Origin of the sequence: Terribium retamae (genome assembly GCF_022347545.1) — a bacterium.
In the GTDB taxonomy this organism is placed as follows: domain Bacteria; phylum Pseudomonadota; class Alphaproteobacteria; order Rhizobiales; family Rhizobiaceae; genus Mesorhizobium; species Mesorhizobium retamae.
Window position 1 is genome coordinate 26146 of the sequence record NZ_JAKREW010000028.1, and the last position, 12385, is coordinate 38530.

Below are 12385 nucleotides of genomic sequence, written 5' to 3' on the forward strand. Positions count from 1 at the left end.
CTAGACCGCCACCTGGTCTCACGCCATGAAGATCAGCCCCATGCCAGCAACCACGAGGGCGGCACCCGCCCAGGCGCCGGCGGCCGGTCGCTCACCGGTGCGCAGCCACAGCAGCGGTAGGATGATGACGGGCGAGGTTGCCGACAATGTCGAGACGATGCCGACCTTGCCGCCGGACAGCGCGAACAGAAGCAGCGTCATGCCGATCGCCAGGGCCAGGATGCCGGTGAGCGCAGTCATGACCGCCACCTTCCAGGTCAGCGGGCCTTTGGGCTTCAACGCGGGAATGGGCAGCTGGATCATGACGCTGAGGCAGGCCGCGGCGATGCCGACCCGGAGCATCGAAGCCACGAACGGATCGATGCCGGTTTCCATCACCGGCCGCGCGATGATGGATCCGATCGCCTGCCCCGTTGCAGCGCCGAGCCCAAGCGCCACGCCGATCCAGAGCGGTCCTTTCACCGTTTCCCATTGATGCAGCTGCGCGCGGCGCTTGCCGAACAGGATGGCCAGCAGCACGCCGGCCACGACCAGCGCCATCCCGGCGAGCGCCTTCATGGTCAGCGTCTCGCCGAGCAGCAGCCAGCCGAGAATGGCCGCGATCGGCGCATTGAGCGCAAACAGGATGCCGGAGCGGCGGGGGCCGACACGGTTCAGCGTGGCGAACAGCAGCGTGTCGCCGATGAAGATGCCGATGAACCCTGACAGCAGAAGTGGAAGCACATTGGCTGCATCGAGTTCGCGCCACGCGCCGGTCGCTAGCACGTAAAGGGCCAGCATGGCGGTGACGAAGATCTGGCGCAGGCGATTGAAGGCCGGAGCGCCGAGGTGGCCGGCCGGCCCTGCCGAGATGATGCCGGTCAGCGCCCAGCAGGTTGCGGCGCCGAGCGCCGCGAGTTCGTGGATGGGCATTGGTCCTCGGTTAGATCAGGTTCGGAAGGCTGGCCTTGCCGTCGGCTCGATATGCGGCGCCGGCCAAACGACAAGTCAGCGTTCGTCTACGAAAGTGTCTTCAGCCTTCCGGCAAGGCGGTCGTCGATCTCGCGTAATTCAATGCCTTCCGCAAGCGGGTAGTTGGTGTGGATTGGTTGCGCCAGCACGTCCAGCAGGGAGCTACGCTCAAACTCCCTTGCAATTTCGTGCGCAAACCCGAGCACTTTGCTGGAATTGCAGGAGGTCGCCGGCTTTTTCTAACAGTTGACGCAAAACGCACCGTTTATATTAACGTCTGCGCAAGTGGCGAACCCGTAGGAGGAGAGCTTCGCCCAGGACATTGTGATGAAACTCGACTTCCTCACGCTTTACATCGTCATCCTGCTCAACTCGCTGACGGTTGCGGTCATCTGGGGCGCCATCGCCTACCGCTATCGGAACTTCGCGGCAGCGCGCGTCTGGCTGGCTGGTTGCGTGCTTTCCACCATCGGTGGCTGCGTGCTCGCCCTGCAGGGCAACGAGGGCAGCTATGTGCCGGCCGTGATCGGCAATGGTTTCGTCATCTTCGGCTTCTGCATGTTCTGGGTCGGCGTGCGCGTTTTCTACGGCCAGTCCGGCGGGCTGAAGGCAAGCGCGACGATCACTGCCGGCAGCCTGGTTTTGCTGCTCCTCCTGTTCGGCAGCCTGCAGGGCCGCAATCTCGTCTATGCCGCTGGTCAGTCGGTGCCGCTGGTGCTCGCCGCCTGGTATCTGCTGCGCTGGCATCGCAAGGACCTCGGCGCAATGATTGCGGCCACCGCCATGATCGTCGGCATCCTCGGCCATCTCATCGAAAGCGTCTTGAACGTAGGATTGATGCTGGGGCGCGTCGATCAGGAATTCTACACGGCGGTGGAATCCTACGCACTGCTGTGTGTCATCTTCTCGGGGGTGGTCTGGAACTTCGGCTTCACCGTCATGTCGATCGGGCGGCTGCGTGAGGAGCTTGCCGAGCTTGCCCAGACCGACGATCTCACCGGCGTGCCCAATCGCCGCCATTTTCTGGCTGTGCTGGAGGCGGAGGACAAACGCACGCGCCGCACCGGCCGCCATTTCTCGCTGATGCTGATCGATATCGATCACTTCAAGAGCTTCAACGATACGCACGGCCATGCTTTCGGCGACCGCATCCTGCGCCAGTTCGCCGAGATCGCCAAGGCGATGGTACGCGGCAGCGATACGGTCTTCCGGCTTGGCGGCGACGAGTTTGCGATCCTGCTGCCGGAAACGACTGCGCGCCAGGCGGAAAAAGTCGCTTCCGTTCTCGTCGCCACCGTGCGCGAAGGCAGCGGCAAAGCGGAAGACGAGGACCGTTTCACCATCAGCGTCGGCATCGCGGAGTGGACGCCGGACATCTATGTCGCCGCTGTCGACCTCACCGCCAGGGCGGACGAGGCGCTCTATCGCGCCAAGGAAGCCGGTCGCAACGGCTATGCCATTTCCGGCATGAAGAATCGTCGTCCGGCGGGGCAGAGTCATCTCAAGCTGGTGGTTTCATAAGCGGAACAGCCGTTGCCAAAGAAGGTCGCTCAGCCAGGAGTGATGGCGGGTGCTCCTTCCTTTTTGAACTCCGAAACGTCGTATTGACAGGATTTGGATGCCCGTCTAACGTTTCCTTCGCCTGTTAAGCAGGCAGGTGGCAACGAGGCCACCCAATCAGATCAAGGCAAGAAGGCCTCCCTTTGACTTCGGACACGAAGCCATCGGGAGGCCTTTGTCGTTTTGGCGATACCGACCGAGATGCCGATGGGGAACCGGCGCCGGACGGCTATGACAAGGGGCTTGCGCCGGCGAACCGCCAGTGGTTCACGCCGCGCGCCTTTGGGACCATGGCCTGAATGCGCTTCCACCGGGGAAAGCGGGTGAGGACAAGGACGTCCGATCGCGACGACAGCCGCACACGCAACGCGATTGACCCCTGGGAGGGTGGCATGAACAACAAGACGGAGATCGAGACGCTCGATAGCGTCGATCACATACTCGGAGAAGAATACGAGCATCAGCCCGTGCCGATGGCGGCGCGGCGCTCCACCTTTTCGGTGACAACGGTCTGGATCGGCTTTCCGATGATCATCACCGGTGCCATGACCGGTTCGATCCTCGTGCTCGGCATGGGCTTCACCAGTGCACTCTGGGCGATGGTGATCGGCAACCTCATCATGTTCGCCTATGTCGGCGCGCTGGGACTTCTTGGCACCAACCGCGGCATGAACTTCGCCCTGCTCGCCTCGATCGTGTTCGGCCGCAAGGGTTATGTCTTCGCCTCTGGCCTTCTGTCGACGTTGCTGCTCGGCTGGTATGCGGTGCAGACCGGCATCACCGGTGCGCTGATCAGTTCGGCCTATGATCTCAATTATGTCGCGATGACCATCATCGCCGGTCTGCTCTACATCGGCATCACCTTCGTCGGCGTGCACGGGCTGCATCTGGTCGGGTTGGTTTCGGTTCCGCTCTTCGTCATTCTCGGCGGCTGGGTGGTGTTCGACGCCGCGTCAGCCTCCGGCTGGCAAGCCATCCTCGCTTATCCCGGCAACAATGGCGCAGCCACCATGTCCATGGGCGTGGGATTGACCGTCGTCATCGCGCTCTTCATCGACGCCGGCACGGTGAGCGCCGACTTCAACCGCTGGGCCAAGGATGGCAGGGCCTCGCTGATCGCGACCTTCAGCGCCTTCCCCTTCGCCAACCTGATCGCCATGCTGGTCGGCGGTATCATGACGGCAGCGCTTGCCGTTCCGAATGCCAACCCGTTCGGTGCCGACAACATGTTCGGCTACATGAACGGCAAGCAGGTGGCCTTCCTCAGCGCGCTTGCCTTCGTGTTCCTTTACCTGAACCTCGGCTCGGTCTGCGCGCATTGCCTGTACAATGCCGCCACCGGTTGGTCGCGCATCTTCCACACCCGCATGCGCGTGATGGCTGTCATCCTCGGCGCCATCGGCATCGCGGTCGCCGCCGGCAATGTCTGGGCCTTCTTCATCCAGTGGCTGTCGTTGCTCGGCATCCTGGTTCCGCCGATCGGCGCGATCATCCTGGTCGACCAGTATGTCGCTCGCAAGAATGCCGAGATCGATCGCGACTGGCGGCCGACCGCCTTCATTGCCTGGATCATCGGCTCGGCGGTGGCCGTCATCGTCGAATTCTACCTGCCGCATTTCTCGACCGCGATCAGCGCGGCGCTCGCCGGCGGCATCGCCTATGCCGCTCTGTCGCTGCGCGCATCGCCGGAACGCGCAACCGCATGATGTTCCGGATGGGGCCCGGTCGCCGGGCCTCGTCTCAACGTTCGCAAGTAAAGGAAACTGCCTGATGCCTGACTATGAGATCTATTCGCTGGGCGACTTCGTCCTGCAAAGGGGGGCGACGCTGCGCGACGCCAAGCTTGCCTACAAGACCTTCGGCAAGCTGAATGCGAAGAAGGACAACGTCATCGTCTTCCCCACCTGGTACTCCGGCCAGCACGTCGACAATGAATGGCTGATCGGCAAGGGCATGACGCTCGACCCGGCCAAATATTTCATCATCATCCCGAACATGTTCGGCAACGGGCTGTCCTCTTCGCCCAGCAACACGCCGGAACCCTACAACAAGTCGCGGTTCCCGCAGGTGACGGCCTATGACAACGTCCGTGCCCAGCACCAGCTGGTCACCGAGAAGTTCGGCGTCAAGAAGCTGAAGCTGGTGGTCGGCTGGTCGATGGGCGCGCTGCAGACCTTCCATTGGGGCGCCATGTATCCCGACATGGTCGAGCGCATCGCGCCGTTCTGCGGCTCGGCCAAATGCTCGCGCCACAATTTCGTATTCCTGGAAGGCGTCAAGGCCGCGCTCACCGCCGACTCTGCATGGAACAATGGCTGGTACGACAACAAGCCGGAGAAGGGTTTGCGCGCCATGGCCCGCGTCTATGCCGGCTGGGGCTTCTCGCAGACCTTCTATCGCCAGGAACTAGACCTCAAGGCGCTCGGCTACTCCTCGCTGGAGGATTTCCTGGTAGCTTTCTGGGAAGGCTTCTTCCTGCCGAAGGACGCCAACAACCTTCTGACCATGCTGTGGACCTGGCAGAATGGCGACATCAGCGACAACGAACTCTACAAGGGCGACTTCAAGAAGGCGCTCAAGGCCATCAAGGCCAAGGCCTTCGTCATGCCCAGCCGCACCGATCTCTATTTCCCGCCCGAAGACAGCGAGTTCGAAGTGGCCAACATGCCGAATGCTGAGTTCGTTCCCTATGAGTCGGTCTGGGGCCATTTCGCCGGCGGGCCGGGAACCAGCCCGAACGATGTCAAATTTCTCGACGGCAAGCTGAAGGAACTTCTGGCCAGTTGACCCGTGAAGCGGCCGGCTTCAAGCTGCGAGGCCGGCCGCGACATACAGAAAAAACAAGCGGCATTGGGGAATCGTGGGAGCGTATATTGACGAGATCAAGCAATACCTCCGAACCGTGGCGCGTCGGCGTCCTCTTCTCGCGAACCGGCTTCATGGCCGTGATCGAGGAGACGCAATTGCGTGGCACACTGACGGCGATCGAAGAAATCAACGCCGGCGGCGGCGTCAATGGCCGGCCGCTGGAGCCGGTCGTCTATGACCCCGGCTCGGAGGCCAGCGCCTTCGGCCGCTACGCCAAGAAGCTGATGGTCGAGGATGGCGTTTCCACCATCTTCGGCTGCTACACCTCATCCAGCCGCAAGGCCGTGCTGCCGGTGGTCGAAAGGCTCAACGGGCTGCTGTGGTATCCAACCCTCTATGAGGGTTTTGAATTCTCGCCCAACGTCATCTACACCGGGGCGACGCCGAACCAGAACAGCGTCGAGCTCTGTCGCATCCTGATGGAGCGCTACGGCACCCGCTTCTATTTCATCGGCGCCGATTACATCTATCCACGCGAATCCAACCGCATCATGCGCGAATTGATCCGCAACAGCGGCGGCACGGTCGTCGGCGAGTCCTATGTACGCATGGGCGCTTCGCGTGAGGAATTCCTGCCGGTGATGCGCGACGTCAAGCGGGCGCAGCCCGATGTCATCTTCTCCACCGTCGTCGGCGACGGCACGGTCTATCTCTACCAGGCCTATGCCGATCTTGGGCTCGACCCGAAGGTCATGCCGATCGCTTCGCTGACCACGACGGAGGCCGAGATCCGCGCCATGGGTTATGACGTCGGTGAAGGCCACATCACCGCGGCGCCCTATTTCCAGGGCGTCGGCAACGAGCGCAACTCGTCCTTCGTGCGTGATTACAAGAAACGATACGGCGATGACGAGCCGACCAACATGTGCCTGGAAGCGTCCTATTTCCAGGTCAACGCCTTCGCCAAGACGCTGGAGCAGACCAACTCGATGGACACCGAGATCCTGCGTGCTTCGGTGATGGGATCGGAGTTCGAAGCGCCGCAGGGCGACGTCGCCATCAATCCGATCTGGGGTCACGCCGACCTGTGGACGCGTATCGGCCGCGCCAACCGGCAAGGCCAGTTCGACCTTGTTTATGAATCGCCATCCTGCGTTCTCTCCGACCCCTATCTGCTGGGGTATGGGCGCAGCCTTGGCCAGAAGAATCTCGAGCTCGCATAGGCGGCGGCGGGGAGGAACAGACAGTGCAGGAAACCATCGACATCGCAAGATTCACCCGCGATCGACAGGGTGCGGGTGCCAAGAAGGAAGGCGGTCGCGATGCGCCATCCGGGCCACCGTCGTCGCGTTCGTTCTGGAACCTCAAGGTCGCGGTCATCGTCGATCGCAATGACGACGGCGAGCGGCTGATCCGTGAACTGCAGCGCCTGCGTTGCGACGTGCACCACGAATGGCCGATGCCGTCGCAGATACCGGCGCAGTATGACGTCGTCTTCTGCGTGCTTTCGCCAGACCTGCCGCAGCGCCTGCCCTGGATCCCGGGAGAGCCGGCCTCGGCCCTGGTGGTCATCGATCCCGGCGCCGGCATGCTCGATCTCAACCTGCTGCACAATTGCGCGGCCCACGGCGTGCTGCATTATCCGGTGACCTCGCGTTCGGTGCAGTCGACCCTCGCGCTGGCGCGCGGCCATTTCCTCTACGAGCGCCGACTGCGCGGACGCATTGAAAAGCTGGACGAGAGCCTGCGCACCATGCGCAGTGTCGAGCGGGCGAAATCGTTGCTTATGCGGCTAAAGAATGTCAGCGAGGAAGAGGCCTACAACTATCTCAGGCGCCAGGCGATGGAACGGCGCGTGACGATCGGCGCGGTGGCCACCGCCATCATTGACTCCTACGAACTTCTTGGCTAGCGTTCGGGTATCGGCAGCAACGACGCTGCCGGCGAAATGAAGGTAACGGAACCTCACGACTTTCGCGGAAGCGGGACGTGGGGTTTTTTGTTGCGTACGACCTTACTCTAGCGAGCCCTTGGAGGGTTCGCAGCGGCGTTGCTGCCGCGAAAAACAACAGGGCAATACGGCCTCGAAACGGTCTGCTTCGGCAGCTCGCTTCGGGGCCTTTTCTGTTTTCAGGGGAGAAGAAAGGTGAAAAGCAATCGTCGCAGTTTTCTGAAGGCCACCGCCGCTTTCGGCACCGTGTCCCTCGTCGGTTTCCCGCATATCTGGAGCAAGAATTCGTCGCTGGCCTATGCCGCCGACGGTGAGATCAAGGTGGGTGTGCTGTTCTCGCTCACCGGCACCACGGCCATCATCGAGGAGTCGCTCAACAAGGCGACGATCATGGCGATCGAGGAGATCAACGCCGCCGGTGGCATCAACGGCAGGAAGCTGGTGCCGGTGGTCGAAGATCCGGCCTCCGATCCGGCGACCTTCGCCGAGAAGGCCCGCAAGCTGGTGCTGTCCGACAAATGTGTTTCGGTGTTCGGCTCCTACACCTCGGCCAGCCGCAAGGCTGTGCTGCCGGTGTTCGAGAAGCAGAACAATCTCTACTGGTACCCGACCCTCTATGAGGGCCGCGAATGTTCGAAGAACGTCATCTATACCGGTGCTGTGCCGAACCAGCAGCAGGACGACTTCGTGCCATGGCTGGTCGAGAAGTTCGGCAAGCGCTGGTACCTGATCGGCTCGAATTACATCTATCCGAAGGAAGAGAACAACTACTGCAAGAAGCTGCTGGCCGAACTCGGCGCCGAAGTGGTGGCCGAGGAGTATGTGCCGCTCGGCCATTCGGAATTCTCGTCCGTCATCAACAAGCTGAAGGCTGAGAAGCCGAACGTCATCTTCTCCACCGTGGTCGGCGATTCCGTCGTGGCGCTGCACCGCCAGTACCATGCCGCCGGCCTCGACCCCGAGAAGATGCCGATGGCCAGCCTTACCACCTCCGAAAACGAGGTGGCGGCGATGGGCGGCGAGGCGGCCGCGGGCCACTTCACCTCGGCGCCCTACTTCATGGTGTGGGACTCGCCCGAGAACCACAAATTCGTCGACGCCTACAAGAAGCGCTGGGGCGGCGACAAGGTCACCCACTTCGTGTCCGAGCCATCCTACTTCCAGATCTACCTGTTCAAGCAGGCGGTCGAGAAACTGGCCGGCTCCGACATCTCGCCCACCGCCATCCGCGAAGCGGTGAAGGGCCAGGAACTGGTCGCGCCGCAGGGCAAGGTACGCATCGAGCCGGAGAACCTGCACAGCTGGCTGTGGCCGAAGATCGGCCAGTGCCAGGCCGATGGTCAGTTCAAGATCCTGAAGCAGTCGGCCAACTGGCTCGAGCCTTCGCCTTACAAGGCCTACCCCAACCAGCATTGCACGGCCGAAGGACTGAAGCAGAGCTGATTGCCACAACAATGGTGGCGGTCTCGCACCGCCACCATCCCCTCTTTCCCGGAAGAAGCGGCGCCATGGAAATCTTCGTCTCCCAGATCATGACGGGCCTGAGCATCGGCTCCATCCTGCTGTTGGTCGCGCTCGGCCTCGCCATCATCTACGGCGTCACTGGCGTCATCAATCTTGCCCATGGCGAGTTCGTCATGCTCGGCGCCTACGCGGCCTGGTTCCTGCAGACGCAGTTCGGGCTCGGTCTGCTGGCGAGCCTTGTGCCGATCTTCCTGCTGCTCGCCTTGTTCGGCTGGCTCATCGAGACGCTGGTCATCCGCCATCTCTACGATCGGCCGCTCGACACGATCCTCGCGACCTGGGGCATCGGCGTCATGGCGCAGCAGGCGATCCGCCTGACCGCCGGTGGCGAGCTGCGCTATGTGCAGATGCCGGAATCGCTGTCGCAGAGCGTCAACATCCTCGGCGCGACCGATTCCGCCTATCGCCTGTTCATCCTGTTCCTGGCGCTCGGCCTGTTCGCGCTGACCTGGGGCATCTACCGCTACACCAGTTTCGGCCTGAAGCTGCGCGCCATCACCCAGAACCGGGCGGTCGCCTCCTCCTTCGGCATCAATGCCGGCCGCATCTATCGCTCGACCTTCGCCTATGGCGCCGGCATGGCCGGCCTTGCCGGCGCGCTGGTGTCGCCGCTGAAGAGCGTGTCGCCGGAGATGGGCACCACCTATGTCGTCGACGCCTTCATGGTGGTGGTGCTCGGCGGCACGCAAAGCCTGATGGGCACGCTGGCCAGCTCCGGCATCCTCGGCGAGCTGTCGGGTTATCTCGCCTTCTATTCCAACGACACGATCGCCAAGGCGCTGGTGCTGCTCGCCATCGTCGTGCTCATCCGCTTCCGGCCGCAGGGCCTATTCACCGCTCGCGTGCGGGCCTGAGACCGATCATGTCCAATCAAGGAAACAACAGAGTGCCAGAGCAAATCCAGGAAAAGGGCGTAGCGGTTTTCCGTCCGGAATTGCGTGAAAACGAAGAACTAGAGCGTTTCCGCGTTTCCGTGAAAAACGGAAACGCTCTAGCCAGAACGAAGACCGAAATCGCGCTCTACGCGGCGGTGTGTTTGGCCATCCTGCTGGTGCCGGTGTTCCTGCAGGACGCTTTCCTGCTCAACAAATATGCCCGCTACTTGGTCTTCGGCATGCTGGCTGTCTCGCTCAGCCTGTCCTGGGGTTATGCCGGCATCCTCAACCTCGGCCAGGCGATGACCTTCGGCATCGGTTCCTACTGCATGGCGATGATGCTGAAGCTGAAGACCATTCCGGTGCACACCGGCGCAGATGGCCTGCCCGACTTCATGGTCTGGAACAACGTCACCGAACTGCCCTGGTTCTGGACGCCGTTCTATTCGCCGCTGTTCGGCGTGCTGGCCGGCATCCTGCTGCCAGCGGGCGTCGCTGCCCTGCTCGGCTGGTTCGTCTTCAAGGGCAGAGTGACCGGCGTCTACGCCGCCATCATCACGCTCGCCGCCATGGTGGTGGTGCAACTCGTCATCATCGACCAGCAGGCCTTCACCGGCGGTTTCAACGGCATCACCGACCTCGGCCAGTTCGATGTCGCCGGTTTCACCTTCGATGCTTATGGCTCGTCGAGCTACTATCTTGTCGCCATCTGCCTGACGGTCACGCTGTTCCTGGCGCTGGCCATCACCAAGAGCAAGGCCGGCCTGATCGTACAGGCGATCCGGGATCAGGAGGACCGCGTCCGCTTCTTCGGCTACGACGTCGCGCTCTACAAGATCTTCATCTTCTCGGTTTCGGCGGCGATCGCGGGCCTTGCCGGCATGCTCTACACCGTCGTCATGGAGTTCGCCTCGCCGACCTTCCTCGGCGTGCCGCTCTCGCTTTCGGTCGTCATTTGGGTCGCGGTCGGCGGTCGCCAGAGCCTGCTCGGCGCCATGCTCGGCGCCCTCATCGTCACCGGCGTCCAGGGCGCACTGTCGGAATCGGAAACCTTCCTCGACACCTGGACCCTGATCATGGGCCTGCTGTTCGTGCTCGTCGTGCTGTTCCTGCCGCAAGGCATCGCCGGCGCTTTCGCCAGCCTTGCCAGGCGTTTCGAACGGCAGCGCCCGGCCCCGAAGCAGGCGCAACATGCTGAGCCCATCGCCAATGGCCGCGAGATTGAGAGCACGCGATGACCACTGAAAATCAACTTGTTGTCGAGAATGCCAGCGTGTCCTTCAGCGGCTTTCGCGCCGTGTCGGACCTCTGCCTCAAGGTCCGCGCTGGCGAACTGCGCTGCCTGATCGGTCCGAACGGCGCCGGCAAGACCACCGCACTCGACCTGATCTGCGGCAAGACTCGTCTGTCGGGTGGCGAGATCGTGTTCAAGGGCAAGCCGATCCATCGGCTCAGCGAACACGCCATCGCGCGCGCTGGCATTGGCCGCAAGTTCCAGGTGCCCAGCGTGTTCCGGGCGCTCAGCGTGCGCGACAACCTGCACATCGGCCACTCGAGAAAGCCCGGCGTGCTGGCCAACCTGGCGACCTTCGGCCAAAGCGGCGACACCGAAGACATCGAGCGGCTGGCCGAACTGGTCGGCCTCGAGGACGAGCTCGACACGCCGGCCGCGCATCTTTCGCACGGGCAGACGCAATGGCTGGAGATCGCTCTGATCCTCGCGCAGGACCCGTCGCTGATCCTGATGGACGAGCCCACCGCCGGCATGACGGCGCAGGAGACCAAGAAGACGGCGCAGCTCTTCACCCGGCTCGGCGGACGCCACACGCTGATCGTCGTCGAACACGACATGGGTTTCGTGCGCGACATCGCCCAGACCATCTCGGTGATGCACCAGGGCAAGCTGCTCGCCGAGGGCAGCATCACCGACATCGAAAGCAACCAGGCGGTGCGTGACGCCTATCTCGGTTCCGGAGGAATCGGCCATGCTTGAGCTTGCCAATGTCGACGGCTTCTATGGCCGCAGCCGCGCACTGCAATCGGTGTCGATGACGGTGGAGAAGGGCGACTTCTTCTCCGTGCTCGGCCGCAACGGCGTCGGCAAGACCACCCTGCTGCGCACCATGCTTGGCTTGATGAGTCGCACCTCCGGTTCGATCAAGCTGGATGGTGAGGAACTGGTGGCCAAGCCGACCCATGAGCGCGCGCTGGCCGGCCTCGGCTATGTCCCACAAGGGCGCGGCGTCCTGCCCGGCTTCACCGTGCGCGAGAACCTGATGGTCGGCACCTTTGCCGCCAGGGGCGGCGGCGGCCGTATCGCCGAATGGGTGCTCGACCTGTTCCCGATCCTCAAGGAATTCCTCAATCGCCGCGGCGGCAACCTCTCCGGCGGCCAGCAGCAGCAGCTGGCGATCGCGCGGGCGCTGCTGTCGGAACCCAAGGTGATGCTGCTCGACGAGCCGACCGAGGGCATTCAGCCCAACATCGTCGAGCAGATCGAGGACGTGCTGATCGATCTCAATCGCAAGCAGGGCCTGACCATCGTGCTGGTCGAGCAGAACATCGCTTTTGCTCGCCGCGCCTCCAAACACTTCGCGATCCTCAATCGCGGCAGCGTCGCCGTCGGCGGCGCGATCACCGAGCTAAGCGACGACCTCATCCACAAACATCTCGTCGTCTAGATGCGGAGCATGATCCCGAAAAGTGGTTCCCGGTT

Annotated in this window: 11 protein-coding genes; 10 read left to right on the forward strand and 1 reads right to left on the reverse strand. The window is 62.6% G+C overall.

Going from position 1 to position 12385, the window contains the following annotated elements; all coding sequences use genetic code 11:
• Positions 1 to 18: 18 nt before the first annotated feature.
• A complete protein-coding gene (locus tag L4923_RS22035) occupies positions 19 to 912 on the reverse strand; it encodes a DMT family transporter (protein ID WP_239369152.1) in 894 nt (297 codons plus the stop codon).
• A 366-nt stretch (positions 913 to 1278) separates the two neighbouring features.
• Here L4923_RS22035 and L4923_RS22040 point away from each other — a divergent pair, with 366 nt between their 5' ends.
• The 10 genes from L4923_RS22040 (at position 1279) to urtE (ending at position 12350) form a co-directional block, all read left to right on the forward strand.
• On the forward strand, positions 1279 to 2472 hold the full coding sequence (locus tag L4923_RS22040; RefSeq protein ID WP_239369154.1) for a GGDEF domain-containing protein: 1194 nt from the start codon (positions 1279 to 1281) through the stop codon (positions 2470 to 2472).
• Positions 2473 to 2903: 431 nt separating this feature from the next.
• Positions 2904 to 4217: a purine-cytosine permease family protein gene (locus tag L4923_RS22045; RefSeq protein WP_239369156.1), complete on the forward strand. Its 1314-nt coding sequence runs from the start codon at positions 2904 to 2906 to the stop codon at positions 4215 to 4217.
• 64 nt (positions 4218 to 4281) lie between these two features.
• Positions 4282 to 5298 (forward strand): alpha/beta fold hydrolase, encoded by a 1017-nt coding sequence (locus L4923_RS22050; protein ID WP_239369158.1) that lies wholly within the window; start codon positions 4282 to 4284, stop codon positions 5296 to 5298.
• Between the two features lie 83 nt (positions 5299 to 5381).
• Entirely contained in the window at positions 5382 to 6542 is a 1161-nt protein-coding gene (locus L4923_RS22055) for a transporter substrate-binding domain-containing protein (protein ID WP_425530990.1), read from the forward strand.
• 23 nt (positions 6543 to 6565) lie between these two features.
• The gene (locus L4923_RS31125) at positions 6566 to 7231 is read left to right on the forward strand and encodes an ANTAR domain-containing response regulator (protein ID WP_239369162.1); all 666 of its coding nucleotides are present in this window, start codon (positions 6566 to 6568) and stop codon (positions 7229 to 7231) included.
• A 234-nt stretch (positions 7232 to 7465) separates the two neighbouring features.
• Positions 7466 to 8713, forward strand: coding sequence for a transporter substrate-binding domain-containing protein (locus L4923_RS22065; RefSeq protein ID WP_239369164.1), 1248 nt, complete (start codon positions 7466 to 7468; stop codon positions 8711 to 8713).
• A gap of 65 nt (positions 8714 to 8778) precedes the next feature.
• Positions 8779 to 9648, forward strand: coding sequence for an urea ABC transporter permease subunit UrtB (urtB, locus tag L4923_RS22070; protein ID WP_239369166.1), 870 nt, complete (start codon positions 8779 to 8781; stop codon positions 9646 to 9648).
• 32 nt (positions 9649 to 9680) lie between these two features.
• On the forward strand, positions 9681 to 10907 hold the full coding sequence (urtC, locus tag L4923_RS22075) for an urea ABC transporter permease subunit UrtC (RefSeq protein ID WP_239369168.1): 1227 nt from the start codon (positions 9681 to 9683) through the stop codon (positions 10905 to 10907).
• Positions 10904 to 11662: an urea ABC transporter ATP-binding protein UrtD gene (gene urtD, locus L4923_RS22080; RefSeq protein WP_239369170.1), complete on the forward strand. Its 759-nt coding sequence runs from the start codon at positions 10904 to 10906 to the stop codon at positions 11660 to 11662. Before urtC ends, urtD begins: the two co-directional genes overlap by 4 nt.
• The gene (urtE, locus tag L4923_RS22085) at positions 11655 to 12350 is read left to right on the forward strand and encodes an urea ABC transporter ATP-binding subunit UrtE (RefSeq protein WP_239369172.1); all 696 of its coding nucleotides are present in this window, start codon (positions 11655 to 11657) and stop codon (positions 12348 to 12350) included. Before urtD ends, urtE begins: the two co-directional genes overlap by 8 nt.
• The last annotated feature ends 35 nt before the right edge of the window (positions 12351 to 12385 follow it).

Coding starts and splice junctions, on each gene's coding strand:
- L4923_RS22035 (WP_239369152.1), bottom strand. CDS start 912: ATGCCCATCCACGAACTCGCGGCGCTCGGCGCCGCAACCTGCTGGGCG.
- L4923_RS22040 (WP_239369154.1), top strand. CDS start 1,279: ATGAAACTCGACTTCCTCACGCTTTACATCGTCATCCTGCTCAACTCG.
- L4923_RS22045 (WP_239369156.1), top strand. CDS start 2,904: ATGAACAACAAGACGGAGATCGAGACGCTCGATAGCGTCGATCACATA.
- L4923_RS22050 (WP_239369158.1), top strand. CDS start 4,282: ATGCCTGACTATGAGATCTATTCGCTGGGCGACTTCGTCCTGCAAAGG.
- urtB (WP_239369166.1), top strand. CDS start 8,779: ATGGAAATCTTCGTCTCCCAGATCATGACGGGCCTGAGCATCGGCTCC.
- urtD (WP_239369170.1), top strand. CDS start 10,904: ATGACCACTGAAAATCAACTTGTTGTCGAGAATGCCAGCGTGTCCTTC.
- urtE (WP_239369172.1), top strand. CDS start 11,655: ATGCTTGAGCTTGCCAATGTCGACGGCTTCTATGGCCGCAGCCGCGCA.